Annotated in this window: 15 protein-coding genes; 9 read left to right on the top strand and 6 right to left on the bottom strand. The window is 51.4% G+C overall.

Going from position 1 to position 17,136, the window contains the following annotated elements; all coding sequences use genetic code 11:
• Positions 1-117 precede the first annotated feature (117 nt).
• Positions 118-948, bottom strand: coding sequence for a metallophosphoesterase family protein (locus FOE74_RS04980; protein WP_149097504.1), 831 nt, complete (start codon positions 946-948; stop codon positions 118-120).
• Between the two features lie 85 nt (positions 949-1,033).
• Positions 1,034-1,774, bottom strand: coding sequence for a nucleotidyltransferase (locus tag FOE74_RS04975; RefSeq protein WP_149097503.1), 741 nt, complete (start codon positions 1,772-1,774; stop codon positions 1,034-1,036).
• A 287-nt stretch (positions 1,775-2,061) separates the two neighbouring features.
• Here FOE74_RS04975 and FOE74_RS04970 point away from each other — a divergent pair, with 287 nt between their 5' ends.
• The 5 genes from FOE74_RS04970 to FOE74_RS04950 all read left to right on the top strand — a co-directional run bounded on the left by FOE74_RS04970 (position 2,062) and on the right by FOE74_RS04950 (position 6,810).
• The gene (locus FOE74_RS04970) at positions 2,062-2,466 is read left to right on the top strand and encodes a hypothetical protein (protein ID WP_149097502.1); all 405 of its coding nucleotides are present in this window, start codon (positions 2,062-2,064) and stop codon (positions 2,464-2,466) included.
• A 60-nt stretch (positions 2,467-2,526) separates the two neighbouring features.
• Positions 2,527-3,195: a porin family protein gene (locus FOE74_RS04965; protein ID WP_149097501.1), complete on the top strand. Its 669-nt coding sequence runs from the start codon at positions 2,527-2,529 to the stop codon at positions 3,193-3,195.
• A 289-nt stretch (positions 3,196-3,484) separates the two neighbouring features.
• Positions 3,485-4,123: a porin family protein gene (locus FOE74_RS04960; RefSeq protein ID WP_149097500.1), complete on the top strand. Its 639-nt coding sequence runs from the start codon at positions 3,485-3,487 to the stop codon at positions 4,121-4,123.
• 138 nt (positions 4,124-4,261) lie between these two features.
• A complete protein-coding gene (locus tag FOE74_RS04955; protein ID WP_149097499.1) occupies positions 4,262-6,202 on the top strand; it encodes a DNA polymerase III subunit gamma/tau in 1,941 nt (646 codons plus the stop codon).
• A 65-nt stretch (positions 6,203-6,267) separates the two neighbouring features.
• On the top strand, positions 6,268-6,810 hold the full coding sequence (locus tag FOE74_RS04950; protein WP_149097498.1) for a hypothetical protein: 543 nt from the start codon (positions 6,268-6,270) through the stop codon (positions 6,808-6,810).
• A 192-nt stretch (positions 6,811-7,002) separates the two neighbouring features.
• Here the strand turns inward: FOE74_RS04950 and FOE74_RS04945 are convergent, their stop codons facing one another.
• Positions 7,003-7,311, bottom strand: coding sequence for a hypothetical protein (locus tag FOE74_RS04945; RefSeq protein WP_149097497.1), 309 nt, complete (start codon positions 7,309-7,311; stop codon positions 7,003-7,005).
• 542 nt (positions 7,312-7,853) lie between these two features.
• Between FOE74_RS04945 and FOE74_RS04940 the strand changes: the two genes are divergently transcribed.
• From FOE74_RS04940 to FOE74_RS04930, 3 genes are all read left to right on the top strand, one after another.
• Positions 7,854-10,814 carry a M16 family metallopeptidase gene (locus FOE74_RS04940; RefSeq protein ID WP_225840664.1) on the top strand — a complete coding sequence of 987 codons (2,961 nt, stop codon included), beginning with the start codon at positions 7,854-7,856 and terminating at the stop codon, positions 10,812-10,814.
• 811 nt (positions 10,815-11,625) lie between these two features.
• A complete protein-coding gene (locus FOE74_RS04935) occupies positions 11,626-12,117 on the top strand; it encodes an RNA polymerase sigma factor (protein ID WP_149097496.1) in 492 nt (163 codons plus the stop codon).
• 2 nt (positions 12,118-12,119) lie between these two features.
• Positions 12,120-12,713, top strand: coding sequence for a hypothetical protein (locus tag FOE74_RS04930; protein WP_149097495.1), 594 nt, complete (start codon positions 12,120-12,122; stop codon positions 12,711-12,713).
• 733 nt (positions 12,714-13,446) lie between these two features.
• Here the strand turns inward: FOE74_RS04930 and FOE74_RS04925 are convergent.
• The gene (locus FOE74_RS04925) at positions 13,447-14,022 is read right to left on the bottom strand and encodes a hypothetical protein (RefSeq protein ID WP_149097494.1); all 576 of its coding nucleotides are present in this window, start codon (positions 14,020-14,022) and stop codon (positions 13,447-13,449) included.
• Positions 14,023-14,552: 530 nt separating this feature from the next.
• On the opposite strand from FOE74_RS04925, the gene FOE74_RS04915 reads away from it, so the two are divergent.
• Positions 14,553-15,761, top strand: a complete 1,209-nt coding sequence (locus FOE74_RS04915; RefSeq protein WP_188686413.1) for an alpha/beta hydrolase-fold protein — start codon at positions 14,553-14,555, stop codon at positions 15,759-15,761.
• Positions 15,762-15,866: 105 nt separating this feature from the next.
• Here the strand turns inward: FOE74_RS04915 and FOE74_RS04910 are convergent, their stop codons facing one another.
• Both FOE74_RS04910 and FOE74_RS21415 read right to left on the bottom strand, forming a co-directional pair.
• Complete coding sequence (locus tag FOE74_RS04910; protein ID WP_149097491.1) at positions 15,867-16,790, bottom strand: NmrA family NAD(P)-binding protein; 924 nt, start codon at positions 16,788-16,790, stop codon at positions 15,867-15,869.
• A 129-nt stretch (positions 16,791-16,919) separates the two neighbouring features.
• Positions 16,920-17,136, bottom strand: a 217-nt coding sequence (locus tag FOE74_RS21415; protein ID WP_225840663.1) for a hypothetical protein, incomplete at its 5' end; no start/stop codon positions are given.

Raw genomic sequence — 17,136 nt, 5'->3', positions numbered from 1 at the left:
TTATTCCCGTTTTGATGGGATGGCTCCTGCCATTAGACTGTGCTGGTCCACTAAAAGGGCAACTACAGGGTTTGCCCCTACGACTCAGGACTCAAGACTCTGAACTCAGGACTCCTTTCAGACATCGAACAGGAAAAACGGCATGGCAAAGCCGGCTTTCTGCAAGATGGGCTTGGCTACGTTGTACACTTTCACGCCTTTGGGGGTCTCCCCTTCCAGGGTGCCAATGTGGGCGTGCCCATGGAAGCAGGCCAGCACGTTCTGCCGGTCTAAGGGTTCTGCCAGGCGGGAGCAGCCCAGGAACGGATGAATGGCGTCTGGTTCGCCTTCTACCGTGGCCCTGATGGGTGAATAGTGCAAGAGGGCAATCTTTTTCACCTCTGGGTGTTCAGTGTCCAGGCGGGAAAGGGCAGCCTCCAGCTTCAGGGCTTCCTCTACGGCTTCCTGCACGAAGGCTTTGTTGCTCACCTCGCCAAACATAGACAGCATGTATTTGTCAAAACCACCGCCAAAACCTTTCACGCCCGCGAACCCCACGTTCTTGATCACCACGGCATCGCCGTCCAGAAAATGCACGTTGTCGCGCAGCAGGCAGGCCCGGATGGCTTCATGCTCGTCTTTGTCATGGTCATGGTTGCCCAGTACGCAGACTACCGGAATGGTGCAGGCCCGCATCTCCTCAGCCAATACCTCCGCCTCTTTGGCATAGCCATGGTCAGTGAGGTCACCGCAGAGGAGCAGTATATCAGCTTGTTCTGAGGCTGCTTTGAAGAAATCAACCCATTTTCCTTTGTCCGTCTCGCGCACGTGAATGTCGCCCACGGCCGCAATCCTTACCGGCTTCTCCGCCACGCCGGTCGGCACAGGCAAATCAGAGGGTTGCGGGTTGACGGGCTGCAGGGGCTGAACAGGTTGCGGCGTAACGAAGGGTTGCGGTTGTTGTTCCATGGGTTAAATATTGCTGGTTGTTAATGGTTGATTGTTTAGTAACGTGTTCTGGTAAAACGAACAATTACTAACAATTAACTAAAAACTAGATGGTCATGATGGTCATGGCTTTGAACCCCCACTCGGTTACGGCCGGGGCGTATTGGGTTTGGTCTATGAGCAGACCGCGGCATACTTTCTCGGTAGGCGGCGGCATGTCAAACTGCTCTTTGGCTCTTAGCAGCAACTCATCAAACAGCCAGCGTGGAATGATGTCGCGCTCAGAGGGGTAGACAAACTGGAAGGAAAGCAGTTGCATGAGCACCAGTTGCCAGTGCTGCTCCAGGGTCTGCAAGATGCGTTCCCAATCCATTTTATCGCCGTGCCGAAGGATGAGGTGGTTCAGGTCTGAGCCGTCATAACGCTCGCGGTTCTGCACGTAGATCTTGCAGCGGAACAGGTCCTCGGCGGCGATGTATTTCACGGGTACGCCAAACTCGGTACCTTCAGGGGCCCGCCGGAACCAGCCGTCGTTCACGGGCATGTTGTTGCCGGGGTTGTTGAAGATAAAGTCTACGTACTTGCCGTCTTTGAAGGCTTTGGCCAGCCAGCGGGCATCCACCAGTTCGGTCTTGAAGCCCTCGTCTGAGAATATCTTGAGCAGACGCGGGCAATCCCCAGCCTTGCAGAACACATCCATGTCTTTCATGTCGCGTTGCATGCCGGTGTACTGCCGCAGGGCGAAGCCACCACCCATTAAGAAGGGCAGACCACTCTCGTGCAGCATTTGCAGGGCCTGCGGGTAAAATTCTTTGGCCACCTCGGGGGCCATATCATCTAATTCCATAATATTCTTCAGTGCTGAAAGGTAGAAAGTTGTAGGCCTGCCACGGCTCAGGGCCATTGGCTTTCTTCCAGAACGCCGCTTGGCAGACCAAAGGGGAACCGGTAGGTTTAGCATTTACTGAATCCTTTGAAAAATGTTATCCGGAAGTGGCGTGATAGGCCCAAAAACCACCCGAGCATTAGTTTCCAAGTCCTTTTCTAGAATCGAGCCCAAAACCGGAAACCTGTTTCTGCTTGTGTTCTGCGCCTTGGTGCGTAAGTTTGGGCTTTACTACTAAAGGGAATGCGATGTCTGGAAAGAACGTAAAATACATCTTGATCGCCGTTTTCGCGGTTCTGATCATCTGGTTTATCAAAGATGCCTTCACCCAACCCGGCGTGCAGGATTTAAAGGGCGAATTCACGGAAGTGGCCTTCTACCGCAACGAGAACAACACGGGGCCTATTCAGCGCATTTACGCCGTCACGGTCTCTGATAGCCTCTGGGACCAGATGCAGCAATACGGTGATTTCATGCCCCACACCAAATATGGCACCACCAAAGTGTACTTTTTCCTGCAAGGCCAGCCCGCCCCCACCGCCGTTGCGCCGGGTGAGCAGAACTTTGACGCCCAGTTTCAGCCGCATTGCCTGGCCCGCTACGAGAAAGACGCCATGGGCCAGGTGAGTCTGGTGAAGTGGCCGTTCAGGTAGTTCTGCCACCTAAACAGTTATAAAGAGATGAATTCTATATTTTACAACCCTAATTAATTTATGAAAAATTTTATTTGCTCCCTCGTTGTGGGTCTAGCCTTAGCTATTCCTTCTTTTGCCCAACAAACCCCAGGCTCTTTGCAGGTAGGTTTAGTGGCCGGTCCCAGTCTTTCATACTTTAGAGGCAACCAGTATGTGCATGGAACCTATATGGGATGGGAAAACGATATCCGTTCCACTTTTGGCCTCTCCGCCCGTTATCAGCGGCAAGGCTTCTATCTTAAAACTAACTTATTCTATGAAGATAAAGGTGTAAAAACTGATATTTACTATACAGATTCAAATGGCAACATATTTGATGATTACACCGCAAAAACTCATTTTCGGTTTATCACACTTCCAGTTCTGGTGGGAGTACATATCAAAGAAAGTGGCTTTTTTGTGAACGCTGGTCCTTACGCTGGTTTTCTGCTGAAGCAAAATTACTCAGACAACACACCTGATAGTCCCATTCGGGACAACTCGGATAACTCTAGAGACTATAAAAGATTGGATTTAGGTATTTCAGGCGGTATTGGCTACTCAAAACCAATTTCCTCTGCACTTACCTTAAGTGCCGAAGCAAGACACAACCTGGGTTTACGCAACATAAGTACAGGCCCCAACAGCCGCCGAACAGGCTCCACCTCTCTCCTTCTGGGCCTGCACTACAGCCTCACCGGCAATTAACTTTCTTTCCATTTAGCGGCTGTTTTCCCTGAAACAGCCGCTAAATGGAAAGACTTTTCACAAGACAAACAGCCTACAGATCCTCTTGTTATTTAGGCAACACAGTGTCTATCCTAACCCTTGGATTTTCCGGGGGTTCCCTCCTATTGCCACTTTGCAGAACGTCTGCTATACCACCATCAAAGGCGTAACCCGGCTGTGAAATAAATAAGACGATTAAATAGAACCCAGCTGTTATAAAGTAAAACAATACAGATTATTACAAAACACCATAATCACATTATAAACTATGAAAAAGAGCATTTTATCAGCATTGTTCTTACTAACAATTGCTTCTCTAAGTTTTGCTCAGCAAGCACTCAATAAACTATCCATTGGTATAGTAGCAGGCCCAACCCATACTTACTTTAGGGGGGAAGAACAACGAAACGACAATGAAAGCGACTATAGAAAAGCGGCAGGAATATCAATCAAATACCAGCCCAGCCGGCTCTTTCTAAAAGTTGATTTCCTGTATGAAGACAAAGGCTTCGTCACTGATTATATGCTTATGGACAATTCAGGACGTCTAAGAGGAGTCATCCCCTTCAAGTATCACTTTCATTATATAACGGTTCCTATATTAGCCGGAGTAACCTTTAAAAAGCTAGGCCTATTTCTCAATGCAGGGCCTTATCTTAGCTTTTTGCAGAAACAAAATGCGGTGTACGAGTATGATGAATATGACTACACAGACAACTGGGAGAAGACGGACTATGGCCTTACGAGTGGCATTGGCTATTCGCGCACGCTGTTCTCCCATTTCCAGATAAGTGCAGAAATAAGGTATAACATAGGAATGAAGGACGTTGATTTACGAGAATTGGACTACAAGACCAACTCAACCGCTTTACTCCTGGGCCTCCACTACACATTGGGCGGCAATTAATTTTCCTTCCCGGTTTAGGGGCTGCTTTCCCTGGAACAGCCCCTAAACGCACCCGGCGTTGCACTAAACAAAGAACCTGTTACCACCGCCGTCTTTCCGTTGCGCAAACAAATCAGAATCGATTAACTTTGTAGAGCGATGGAGAATTTTGTTGTTTCGGCCCGTAAATACCGCCCAGCCACCTTTGACAGTGTGGTGGGGCAGCACCATATTACCACTACCTTAAAGAACGCGATCAGCAGCAACCACCTGGCGCAGGCGTTCCTGTTCTGCGGCCCTAGGGGCGTGGGCAAGACCACGTGCGCGCGGATCTTGGCCAAGACCATCAACTGCCAGAACATCACGCCGCAGGTAGAGGCCTGCAACGAGTGCGATTCCTGCCGGAGCTTCAACAACAACAGCTCGTTCAACGTGCATGAGCTGGATGCCGCGTCCAACAACTCGGTAGAAGACATCCGGAACCTGGTGGAGCAGGTGCGCTATGCGCCACAGACGGGCAAGTACAAAATCTACATCATAGATGAGGTGCACATGCTTTCCAACTCGGCCTTCAACGCGTTTCTGAAGACCCTGGAAGAGCCGCCGGCCTACGCCATTTTCATTCTGGCTACCACGGAGCGCCACAAGATCATCCCTACCATTCTCTCGCGCTGCCAGATCTTTGACTTCAACCGCATCCGGATTGAGGACATGGTGCAGCACCTGGGCCGCATTGCCCAGAAAGAGGAGATCAAGGCCGATGACGACGCCCTGCACCTGATCTCGCAGAAAGCCGACGGTGCCCTGCGTGATGCCTTGTCTATCTTCGACCAGATGGTGACCTTCTCGGGCCATCACCTCACCTACAAGGCCACGGTGCAGAACCTGCACATCCTGGACTATGACTATTACTTCCGCCTCACGGAATATTTACTTACCCAGAACCTGAGTGGCGCCTTGCTGCTTTATGACGAAATCCTGAAAAACGGCTTTGATTCGCACAACTTCGTGTTGGGCATTGGCGAGCATTTCAGGAGTTTGCTGGTGTGTAAAGACCAGGTGACCGTGCAGCTGTTGCAGGTGTCTGAGAACATCAAGGTCCGTTATGCCCAGCAGGCGCAGGAAGCCTCGCTGAGCTTTCTTCTGTCTGGACTGAACCTGGTAGGCAGCTGCGACCAGAACTTCAAAGCTGCCAAAAACCAACGGCTGCACGTAGAGCTGCTGCTCATGAAACTGGCGCACCTGCCCCATGCGCTGCAGTTGGCCTCAGACGTCTCTCTCATGGGAGACGTCAAAAAAAAAACTAACGGAAGTTCCAGCGTAGCCGCCGCAAATAGTACAGCTCCGGCCATGGCGCCACCAGCAGCGGCCCCGGCTCCTGCTCCGGCAATTGCCCCTTCGGCAGCGCACGTTTCTGCCTCTTTTGCCAAAAATGAGCCTGAAACGCACCACAACACCGCTCCGGCAGACATGGACGCGGGCCAGGACCCCGTATTTGACACATACCCCGAAGAAGCTCCTTCACCGGTGCCTTCCATGGCTCCGCCCCTACCCGCTCCGGCTCCAGCAGCCCCGGCGGCCCCTTTGCGCACCGTATCCTCGCCCTTGGCCAGCCGCAAGCTCTCCAAGCTCCCCAGCCTGAAGAACATTGAGGAACAGGTAGCGGCTTCGGCGGCGCCGATGGTGGAAGTGCTGGAGGAGGAAACCGAGAACTACGTGCCCGGCTCTTTGCCGCCCATCAATGAGCACAAGCTGCAGCAGCTCTGGAAGCTTTACGTAGACCGCATCAAGCACACGGATCGCACCCTGGAATACACCATCCTGAATCGTGAATGGTACTTTGACGCTGAGAAGGCCGAGGTGCATTTACAGGTGGAGAATGAGGTGCAGGTAGCGGAGTTCAACAGCTTCAAGCCTGAGTTCCTGATGTACCTGCGCCAGGGAATGGGCCACAACCGCCTGCAGGTGCACATAGACGTGGTACAGCAGGAAAACAGCCGTAAGCTCTATACCTCGCAAGACAAGTACAATTACCTGGCAGATATGTACCCCGTCCTCAAGGACCTGAAAAACCGTTTGGGCCTGGACACCGACTTTTAAAGCGCTTCCCCGTACACGGGAAGGCGTATGCCTTGTCACACCCGTGCCGCTTTCCTTTCTTTCCCATGCCCCACCACCTCTTCGACCGTAAAACCGATTCTTTCTTTGGACCCCTCCGTTACCTGGGCTATGTGCTGCTCCTGGTGGGCGCCGGGGTGGCGGGCAGCCCGTGGTGGAGAGGCTCTGAGGCAGACAAAGGGCAAGCCTGGGCCGTAGGCGGTTTGCTCATGTTGCTGGGCATTCTTTTCAGGTTCACCTTCCACGGTTTCCAGCTTGATTTCCAGAAAAGGCGCGTACGGGAGTACCTGAGCATGTTCGGGCTGAAGACGGGCAAATGGGCACCCCTGCCCGCGTTCAACCGGGTGGTGCTCACCTCGCACCTGCGGGCCGCCGACGACCACGGCCATGATCATGGCCACTCCCATGAGGAGAAACCAGCGCCCCCGGTGCTCTGGTACACGCTTGGCCTCTATTCCCAGTCAGAGGAAGCCGATTATGAATTCCGTACGGACAATGCCGAGGACGCCCACAAGACCCTGCACCTTTTAGCCACCCGCTTAGGTATTGTAGCGGAGAACCATACCACTTCCCCTGCTTCCCACCAGTAAGAGGCAACTCATTTCAGGCGGCTTTCTTGAAACTCAGGCGGAAAGCGCTATCCTTCATCGCTCCTTTTAAGGCGGTCGCCTCACGGAAGTTGCTAACTTCAGATAAGGGTAGGTCTCAGTTGAAAACTTGAACCATGGGATTTATTGGTTGATAAATCTCTTTCATACTATGGCGCAGATTTACTTCCGTGATTAACATACAGGCAGGAGAAGACGAACAATACAGATAATATAAAACCCCCTTCTGCAAACCAGGCCCGAAACGGAACCGCGCCGTTCCTTCTCCCCCAAGGAGAAGGCTAGGATGAGGGAAATGTTGCCAACCGGAGAAGGCTTGCCTCTTGAACCACCGCTGCCGCTGCCCCTCACCCTAGCCTTCTCCTTGGGGGATAGCCCCCCTTTTCGCGCCTTTTCTCTGAGCTCCTTCTTTGCCTTGAGCCCTTTCTTTCGCTTTATCAGGTAGTTACTGACCAGAGAACCTAGGTTGAAGCCTTCCGCCATAAAAGGTAAATTACACCCTGGGAGCCAAGACCTCACAGATTTTCAAAACTTTTGAGGTTTTGGTTTTTGTAGCGGCATTGTAAAAAATAGCAATTGCGTAAAGAGACAAGGCTGTGCCGTTGTCTCTACAGGGTTCTCCTTACCGCCTTTACTAACTTTCCCCTGTTCCAGTCTTTCCCGTGCGCGCCTCGCTTTTGGCCCTAGATAAGCAGCAGCTAAGAGAGAAGAACTCTTCAGGCCGAAAGGGCAGTGCGAGAGGGGAAGACGGGGCCTCGCGGCCGTGAGCGCTTAGTGGTAACTATGCAAAGAGCCGTACTTGGATCATCGCTAGAAGCAGTTAAGCCAAGGGAACGGCGAAAGGCATACCCAAAGACACTAAAAAATAAAAGAAGTAAAAACCAGCTTTTCACCCAATCCCACAAGAAGCCTTGCTTAACCTAAAGCCTCCTACACTACCCACCCTTGAAAACCGTTCTGGAAGGTGAAAGACTCTATCAGATTCCTTATATTTGATGATCACCCATTCTTAATGCCTCCGTACCGTGAAGAAAAGATTTTTATCCTTTTATATACTAGGTGCGTTGCTGTTTGCCCAGTGCAAAACCAGCACGCCTACTGAAACTTCTGCCAGTCAGGCCCCGGCCAGTACCGCAGAAGCCAAAGAAGAATTCAAGTACACCAGCGTTCCCAACGACCCGCTCAAAGCCCGCATCTACACGCTGGACAACGGCCTGACGGTGTACCTCTCCAAGTATGAAAATGCGCCGCGCATCCAGACTTACATTGCGGTGCGGGCCGGCAGCAAGAACGATCCCGCGGATGCCACCGGCCTGGCGCATTACCTGGAACACATGGCCTTTAAAGGCTCTTCCCGCCTGGGCACCATAGACTGGGAGAAGGAACAGGCGGAGCTGGCCAAGATAGAAGCGCTGTATGAGCAGTATCGGGGCCAGAAAGACCCGGCGGTGCGCAAGAAAACCTACCACCAGATAGATTCCATCTCAGGAGTGGCCGCCAAGTATGCGGTGCCCAATGAGTATGACAAGCTGGTGGCGGCCATGGGCATGAAGAATTCCAACGCCAGCACCTGGGTAGAACAGACCATCTACTACGGCGACATCCCCAGCAACCAACTAGACAAATGGGCCATGCTGGAGGCCGAACGTCTGGGCGTCATGGTCCCCCGCCTGTTCCACACCGAGCTGGAGGCCGTGTACGAAGAGAAGAACCGCTCCCTGGACTCTGACCAGAACAAGGCGTTTGAGGCGGCCTTCGCGGCCCTCTTCCCTACCCACCAATACGGCGCGCAGACCACCATTGGTACCGTGGAGCACCTGAAAAACCCGTCTATCACAGAGATCAAAAAGTATTTTGACCAATACTACGTGCCCAACAATATGGTCATTGCCATGAGCGGCGACCTGGACTATGACCAAACCATTAAGACGCTCAACGCCCATTTTGGCAAATGGGAGAAAAAACCCGCGCCGGTGTACAACGCGCCGCAGGAAAAGCCCATCACAGCCCCGGTGGTGAAAGAGATCCTGGGGCCTGAGTCGGAGATGCTGTTGATGGCCTACCGTTTCCCGGGCATCAAATCAAAAGACGCGCTGGTGCTGCGCATGATCAACCAGATCCTGACGAACGGACAGGCGGGCTTGATTGACCTGAACATCAACCAGAAGCAGGCCGCCCTGGGGGCAGGTTCCTTCGCCGAGATCTACAATGATTACTCGGCCCACTTCCTCACCGGCAATCCGCGCCAGGGCCAGACGCTGGACCAGGTGAAAAACCTGTTGCTGCAGCAGATTGAATTGGTCAAGAAAGGACAGTTTGAGGATTGGCTCATTCCGGCCATCGTGAACAAGAACAAGATCAGCAAGATGCAGGCCTATGAGAGCAATGCCGCGAGGGCCACGGCCTTCGTAGACGCCTTCATTGCCAGGCAAGACTGGTCTGAGTACCTGCAGCAGGAAGAGGCCTTTGACAAGATCACGAAGCAAGACGTCATGGACGTGGCCAACCGTTACTACGGAGACAACTACGCTGTGATTTACAAGCGCACCGGCCAGGACCCTACCGCCCAAAAGGTAGAGAAACCCACGATTACACCGGTTCCCGCCAACCGTGAGGCCCAATCGGAGTTTTACAAGCAAGTGGCCAGCCTTCCGGTTTCAGACCTGAAGCCCCAGTTCGTGGATTACCAGAAAGATATCCAGCAGGGCACCTTGAAATCAGGCATTCCTATCTACTACACCAGGAACCAGGAAAACGGGCTCTTCAACCTGTACTACATCCTGGACATGGGCACCAACACCGACCTGAAGCTGGGCCTGGCCGTGGATTACCTGCAATACCTGGGCACCGACCAATACACCGCCGAGGAACTGCAGAAGGAATTCTTCAAGATTGGCTGCTCGTTCGGGGTTTCCTCAGGCCAGGACCAGGTGTATGTCTCGTTGACGGGCTTGGACACCAACCTGGAGCAAGGGCTTCAGTTATTTGAGAGCTTGCTGCAGAACCCCAAGGCCGACCAAAAAGCCCTGACCGATATGGTGGCCGGCATCTTGAAAGACCGTAAAGACGCCAAACTGAACAAGAACATCATTCACGGGGCGGCCATGGTCAACTATGCCAAGTACGGCCCTAAGAACCCGTTCACGCATATTCTTACGGAGCAGGAACTCAAAAAGGTGACCCCGGCGGAACTGGTGGCGCGCATCAAGAGCATTCCTACGTACCAGCACCGCGTGCTTTATTACGGTCCACGTGAGTTGCAGGCCATCTCTGCCACCCTCAACACCGGCCATATAGTACCTGGCACGCTGAAACCGGTTCCGGCGGAGAAGGAGTTTAAGGAGCTGGACATCAAAGACCGCACCGTGTACTGGACCAACTATGACATGGTACAGGCCGAGCTACTGTTTCTGACCAAATCTTTGAATTATGACCCTAAACTGGTGCCCACCATCCGGCTCTACAACGAGTATTTTGACGGCGGCATGGGGGCCATTGTGTTCCAGGAACTGCGCGAATCCCGCGCGTTGGCGTACTCCGCCAGCTCCCGCATTGCCAACGCCAGCCGGAAAGGGCGCGCCAACTACATCATGTCGTACATTGGCACGCAGAGCGACAAACTCCCCGAGGCCATGGCCGGCATGCAGCAACTGTTGAATGACCTGCCGGTGGCCGAGACCAACTTCGCCAACGCGAAAGCCTCGGTGCGCAACAGCATTGCCACGGAGCGCATCAACAAAGTGGGCATTCTCATGAACTATGAGCAGGCCCGCAAACTAGGGATTGACCACGACATTAGACGTGACATCTACGAAAGCCTGGATGCCCTGACCCTTGACCAGATCAAAGCCTTCCAGCAGCAGTTCGTGAAGGGACAGAACCAGACCATCCTGGTCATCGGCTCTAAAGACCGCCTCAATTTCAAGGAACTGGCCAAGTACGGTAAAGTGAAACAGTTGAGCTTGAAGGAGTTGTTTGGGTATTAGTGATTAGTTGTTAGAATTGGAAGGAGCAGCCGGTGGCTGCTCCTTCTGCGTTTGGGGACTATTTTCCACAAATCAGCGCCAAAACGGAATAGCCCCGTTCCTTCTCCCTGAGGGAGAAGGTTAGGATGAGGGGGGTAGCCTCCAGATGGAAAGGCCGGCATAACAGACCTCACCACAGCATCCGCAACTCCTGCGCGGTCCATGCCGTTGGCTTCTCTTCCCTCTATGGCGTGAAAATTACTTCCATGCCTTTAGATCTGTAGCCGGTTCAGCCCTGCCACGCGTACCCACCTGCGTCCCCCTCGGGGAGCCTAACCGTAGTAGCGGTTACTGCGTTTTTGAGGCTATTTTCCAGAAAACGGTCATAAAACGGAAGTGTAGCGGCGTTACACTGTAACGCCGTGCGCCCATGAAACAACACCATTTCGCCCAAAACAGGCGGTTCTCCTGGAGACAACAAAAGCTATACAGGCAAAAGCGGTCCTCTTAGAAGGCATTGGTTTCGCTGCGTAGGCTCCGGCGTTACAGTGTAACGCCGCTACGTATTGGTTCTAAACCAGCTAAGTCTGTTTTTAGGAGAGCATCTGCCCAGCAATTACAGCAGGGATGACCTTAAAGCCTTCAGCACTACGCTTGCCATCCTGAACGAGGAATGAGCAACAGGAAAATACCCGTTCCCAGACAAACAGCTGGTTTAAAGGAAGATGCGAAGCAAGAAACAACTTAAACCTTTCTCCCCTAAAAATTAATTTTCCGGCGTGTGTGATTTTCTTTCCCCTTACTGCACTAATGGGGTGAAGTTTGATTTTAGATGGATCTACAAGACCAGTTTACCAGCGTCATCAAAGAAAATAAGGGCTTGATCTTTAAGGTAGCGGCCATGTACACCAACTCTCCAGACGACAGGAATGACTTGCAACAGGAGATTGTGTACCAGTTATGGAAATCGTTTGGGTCATTCAAGCAGGACTCCAAGCTGAGCACCTGGATGTACCGCGTGGCGCTGAACACGGCTATCTCGTACCTTAGGCAAACCAAAAGAAGGGTCAGCACCATTCCGTTGGAACTGGACGCGGACCGGTTGGCAGAGGACTATGACAAAACCGAGGAAGAGCAGATCCAACAGATGTACGCTCAGATTCAAATGCTCCATCTGCTGGACCGCGGAATCATCCTGCTGTTTTTGGAGGGGAAGAAGTATGAGGAGATTGCCTCTATTATTGGTATTACCCCCAGCAACGTGGGGACCAGGATCTCAAGGATCAAAGAAAAGCTAAGAACCCAACTAGTGAAACAACCATAACGATGGAATTAGAAGAAATGCAACAGGCCTGGGAGAAACTAAGCCAAAGAGTAGAGAAACAAGATGTGTTGACAGCCCAATTGGTAGAGAAATCAACCCGTCAAAGCTACCACTCCACCTTGAACAGAATCAAGTCCGCTGAGTTGATGGGTACCCTGGTCTGCTATGCCGGGGCCGGGTACATCAGTGTGCACCTCCCCAAGATAGAAGGCCTGGGAATGCAGGTCCTGGCGGCCCTGACCTTGGGCTTGCTCCTGGTGTTGCCCATCCTTTCGCTGGCCTCGGTGCGCGCTATCAAAGGTGTGAATATCTCAGTGGCTACGTATGTGGAAACCATCCAGACCTTCGCCCGGCAGAAAATCAGGTTCCAGAGACTTCAGAAAATTAACGTGTTCTTAGCGTTGTTGCTCCTGTTTGTCTCCCTGCCGGTAGTTGCGGCCATACAAGGCAAAGACCTTGGCCAGATACCGCATCTCTGGACTCTTATTGTTCCGGTGGTGGCAGTCGTGTTCATGGGGTTTGCCTACTGGGTCCTGAAGGCGTACAACAAGACCCTGGCGGAGATGGAAAGCCTGCTCTCAGACATTGACAAGTAAGGCGGTGAAGGCTTGGTGACAGCCATCATGGGTAGCGGTTCACCGCCCCTCATCAGCTATGTTTATTTGCCTTTAGACATTGGATAGATCATCTTGATGGAGGAGTGGCCGGTGGTCCCTTCTCTTTCGTTTTTGGCCGTTTTCCCATAAAATAAGCTAAAAACGGGTAGACTTCTTCTTACCAACTTCTCCTGACACGGCAGAAGGTAATATGACAATTGCCCTGAAACGCTTTATCTAATCTTGGCTTCTTAGGATAGCGTTCGCATTAAGCCAAGGATTTGGTCACCTCCATGGTCAACAGAGGAACGAGCAGGAGTTAAATGATTTTCTACGGAAGCCAGTAGCTCTTAGCGGCGCTAGACCTTCCCATATACAGAGCGTTTACCTCAATTGGTTGGTACACTATGCTGCCAGCCAAGACACTGCATATCTTGACCAAACAGAGGCGTCACTTTAGGGCCTTGTTCCCCGAAGGCCTATTGCCGCACCAACCCTCCACCAGCAAACCACACACTTTTTAGTATAAGCAGAGACAGGATTTTTTATGGTTTATGCAGACAATCCTTTCCATATAGATTCATTCGCCGTAATACCATTTCTCTTGGAAGTCTTATAGGCGAAGCAAAATCAGTTGTCCAAAAAAAGACGTCCTCCTTATCCTCTAAAGCCATACAGGCAAAGGATAAGGAGGACGTACAACTAGTGACCACCTTCTATGTGCGAAGGAGGGCTATTTCTTCTTGGCTTTCACGGGTTTGCATTCTTTGCAAAACTCTGCCATCTCAGCTATTTCTTTTCTAATCTTTTGGTGATATTCCAAAGCCTTGGCGTTAGATTCTAAAACCGCGTCCTGCATCTCTACGCCTGCGCTCACATATTCGGTATTAATCTCATCGTTGGCTTTCTGGTAGAAGTTATAGTTTGACATCGCGTTCTTAGATTCATATAAACGCTTTCTGTACTTACGGGCGTGCAACTCCAGTAAATCAAATTGCATTTGGGCATATTGCAGAAGGCGTTCTGTAGATTCCCCTTGTTGTAGCCAGGAACTGGCAGGAACAAAGTACGCTGATACCCGATTGTTGAAGTTCTTGGTCAGCATGAACTCATAGTTGCTCATGGCATATCCAAAATCCAGACTCGCCGCCAATAAAAAAGAATTTGATCCGGTTTGTTGGCTTTTAGGTGCCTGGGCTTGAAAATCGTTTACAGTAAGGGTGTAATTTTCTTTCCACTCTACTCTTCCCTGGCTAAAAGTATGAAAGGCAATTAATGATAAAATGAGGGTAAAAATTTTTCTATGCATTTTATAAAGGATAAAGATTATTCCGCAAAGCTACTTAAAAGCAAGCTGAATTTCCTCTTAACCTCTCTCGTAAAGACATGTTCGTTTTACAAAAAACTAACTGGCAATAATACCTTGCCACAAAATGGTTTTGGTCCTTTATCACCTGGTAGCCAACCCTTCCTGTACGCTGGTCCAGCGCATCTGGCGGTAGCGGTCATTGTCAAGGGGCGCCACGTTTACTTCTCCGCTAAGCATGTAGCGCAGGCATTGCCTGCCTTGCCACGGCGGAAACACTTTCTGGTCTTTGCCAATAAGGGCTTTGGTCCCATTGTATAGTCTTTGTTGGTGATAACACCAGCAACGGCGCCTGCTATTGCTGTTTTTTTCCGCTTTATGGATCAAGGAATAATAAAACACCAGACCACCTTTTCAAGCATACAGTTCCCAAAAAATATTGCAAGAATTATATATACGCTTTGTTTAAGATGGAACCGGGGAATCCGCTTACTTTTGGTTTAGTATTGATTCCATCTTTCGCGCCACCTCTCATGAGACTTTTCCTTTCTATTTTACTCCTGCTTCCCTTGCTTTGCCTTGGGCAGCCTGCCAAACAGACCTCTACCCCCATTACCATAGGCACCAAGCAGACCATTCACTCGGCTATTCTAAAGGAAGACCGGAACCTGTGGATATATGTGCCTAAATCTGCCGCTGATACCAAAACGCGTTTCCCGGTGCTGTACCTTTTAGACGGAGAAGGTTTTTTCACTTCTATGGTAGGGACGGTGGATTATCTGAGCGCCCTGGGCAAGATGCCCGAGATGATCATTGTCGGCATTGAAAACACCGACCGGGTACGGGACCTGACGCCTACCCATTTCCCTTTCTGGGCCAGTGGTAAGCCGGCCAATGAGTTGAAGGCCTCCGGCGGAGGGCCCAATTTTATGGCATTTCTGGAAAAGGAAGTAATGCCCTACATAGAGAAACGCTACCAAACCCAGCCGTACCGCATGCTGGTGGGGCACTCTTTGGGTGGCTTGACGGTCTTGCAGGCCCTAGTAAACCAACCAACGTTATTTACTTCTTATGTGGCCATTGACCCTAGTATTTGGTGGGACAACAAACTCATCATGAAACAGGCGGAGAAAGCCCTCACGCAGAAAGACTACGCCGGCGAAAACCTCTTCTTTGCTACTGCCAACACCATGGACAAGGGAATGGATACGGTGCGGGTGGTGCAGGATGAAGCGCAAGGCAATCATAATGTAAGAAATCACCTCCTTTTCAGGGAGACGCTCAGAAAGAGCAAGAACCTGGCCTGGGCCTGGAAATACTACCCAGAAGACAACCATGGCTCTGTTCCGTTCCCAGCGCAATATGATGCACTGCGGTTCTTCTTCAAAAAGTATGAGTTAGACAAGGACTTAAAAGATTCTACCATCACGCTGGAGTACGTTAAAAACCACTACCGTACGGTGTCTGCCATTCTACAGTACCCCGTATTGCCTGCAGTGGGTACGGTGAATGCCCTGGGATATATTTCTATGGGCGAAAAAAGGTATGATAAGGCTTACCAGTTCTTTAAGATGAATCTGGAGAACTATCCCACCAATGCCGGTCTCCATGATTCCATGGGCGACTATTATGTAGAAGTGGGTGATAAGAAGAAGGCCATGGAAGCATTCCGGAAAGCCTTGTCTCTGGAAGAAATAGCAGAAACCCGAAGGAAGTTAAAAAGTCTGGAGGCGAGAAAGTAGTTGCATAGCCAAACAAGTTGATGGTTGCAGGAGAAGGAGAGACCGTTGGTTTCTCCTTCTTCGTTTTGAGCTTGTTCTAGCTAGATCAAGCCAAAAATGCCTGGTTTATTTCTTTGTCGCTAACACCTCCTGCACGCTGGCCCAGCGCATTTCTGGGTAGCGGTGGTTGTCTAGCGGTTGGGTTAATTTGGCTTGGCCGCTAAGCATGTCGCGCAGGTACTGCATGCCTTGCCACGGCGGAAACACTTCTTTACTGTTGCGCATGAGCGTCTTGGTCACTTTGAGCATGGCGTTCAAGACACCCAGTCCGCCGGCTCTTAGCAACTTAAACTCCTGATCCGTGGCTTGGCTGGCCGCGTGTTGCAGGCCTCTGGGGGTTTGCACATCACCGGCAATGCGCAGGTAGCGGGGTGTATTGGGGTCCAGGGCTACCAGGGCGGTGTATGCTGCGGTGTTGGCGATGGTGGTGAAATCCAGAGGCTGGTCTGCGTTGCCCCAGAACAGGATGCGCTTTAACGGGAACAGTACTACCGGTGCCTGCCCGGTGAGCAAGTCTGTGAACATGCCGTTCAAGACCGAAGTCACAGCAATAGTCGCTTTGTCCAGCACCTTGGTAAATTCTTTCCGGAAGTCCAGGTTGCGGTTATGGCCGTAGACCAGCCTGGTGAAATCAATGGAGAAGTCTGAGGGAATAAACCGGGGCACGCCTGCCGCCACGGCCGCGTTCAGGAGCTGGGTCTGGGTGTCTACCATCACGTCCCGCAGGCCCGACAAGGCACTCACCACGCAGGTCCCACCCTGGCAGGCCTGGGCCAAGGCCGGTGCGTTTTGAAAGTCCACCTCCACCACCTCGGCGCCCAGGGCTTGCAAGGCAGCACGTTTGCCCGCCTCGGTTCCCACCCGAGCCAAGGCCCGCACGTGCGCACCTCTTTGGCGCAACTCTTCGGCAATGAGGCCTCCTAAGTGACCAGTGGCTCCTGCGAGGACGATGATTGGGCTATTGGGTGAGGTGAAAGTGGGGTTGGTCATGGAGGTTCTGCTGTTTCACCACAAGAACTATGAACAAGCCAAAAAGTTCTGAGTGTATAATGGCAGAGAGCATTAATTTATTAATCAATAACTATATAGTATATTCGGCAGCCCAGTTACGGTTATCTGTCAAAAACGACGATAAACCGTAGGTTTACCTCTGGCCATAGGGCAGATAAGCGTAGGTTCACGCTTATCCAGTAGTGCCTGTATTGGCCGGGCCAATGTTTCCGACATAACAACTTGTGCATAGTTTTTAGGCTGAGAATTTGGGAAGACAGTAGAATTAGTTACAGGAGCTTTTGCAGCGAGACCTTTCCTAACATTGAGTGGATGAACTCTACCA

It is taken from the genome of Rufibacter glacialis (assembly GCF_008271745.1).
Classification (GTDB): Bacteria; Bacteroidota; Bacteroidia; order Cytophagales; family Hymenobacteraceae; genus Nibribacter; species Nibribacter glacialis.
The sequence above is the reverse complement of the archived record's forward strand: the minus strand, read 5'-3'. Positions and strand labels throughout refer to the sequence as shown.

What these genes read in the sequence shown, in the direction of transcription:
- FOE74_RS04980 (WP_149097504.1), bottom strand. Translation starts at nt 948, where the DNA reads ATGGAACAACAACCGCAACCCTTCGTTACGCCGCAACCTGTTCAGCCC.
- FOE74_RS04975 (WP_149097503.1), bottom strand. Translation starts at nt 1,774, where the DNA reads ATGGAATTAGATGATATGGCCCCCGAGGTGGCCAAAGAATTTTACCCG.
- FOE74_RS04970 (WP_149097502.1), top strand. Translation starts at nt 2,062, where the DNA reads ATGTCTGGAAAGAACGTAAAATACATCTTGATCGCCGTTTTCGCGGTT.
- FOE74_RS04965 (WP_149097501.1), top strand. Translation starts at nt 2,527, where the DNA reads ATGAAAAATTTTATTTGCTCCCTCGTTGTGGGTCTAGCCTTAGCTATT.
- FOE74_RS04960 (WP_149097500.1), top strand. Translation starts at nt 3,485, where the DNA reads ATGAAAAAGAGCATTTTATCAGCATTGTTCTTACTAACAATTGCTTCT.
- FOE74_RS04955 (WP_149097499.1), top strand. Translation starts at nt 4,262, where the DNA reads ATGGAGAATTTTGTTGTTTCGGCCCGTAAATACCGCCCAGCCACCTTT.
- FOE74_RS04950 (WP_149097498.1), top strand. Translation starts at nt 6,268, where the DNA reads ATGCCCCACCACCTCTTCGACCGTAAAACCGATTCTTTCTTTGGACCC.
- FOE74_RS04945 (WP_149097497.1), bottom strand. Translation starts at nt 7,311, where the DNA reads ATGGCGGAAGGCTTCAACCTAGGTTCTCTGGTCAGTAACTACCTGATA.
- FOE74_RS04935 (WP_149097496.1), top strand. Translation starts at nt 11,626, where the DNA reads ATGGATCTACAAGACCAGTTTACCAGCGTCATCAAAGAAAATAAGGGC.
- FOE74_RS04930 (WP_149097495.1), top strand. Translation starts at nt 12,120, where the DNA reads ATGGAATTAGAAGAAATGCAACAGGCCTGGGAGAAACTAAGCCAAAGA.
- FOE74_RS04925 (WP_149097494.1), bottom strand. Translation starts at nt 14,022, where the DNA reads ATGCATAGAAAAATTTTTACCCTCATTTTATCATTAATTGCCTTTCAT.
- FOE74_RS04915 (WP_188686413.1), top strand. Translation starts at nt 14,553, where the DNA reads ATGAGACTTTTCCTTTCTATTTTACTCCTGCTTCCCTTGCTTTGCCTT.
- FOE74_RS04910 (WP_149097491.1), bottom strand. Translation starts at nt 16,790, where the DNA reads ATGACCAACCCCACTTTCACCTCACCCAATAGCCCAATCATCGTCCTC.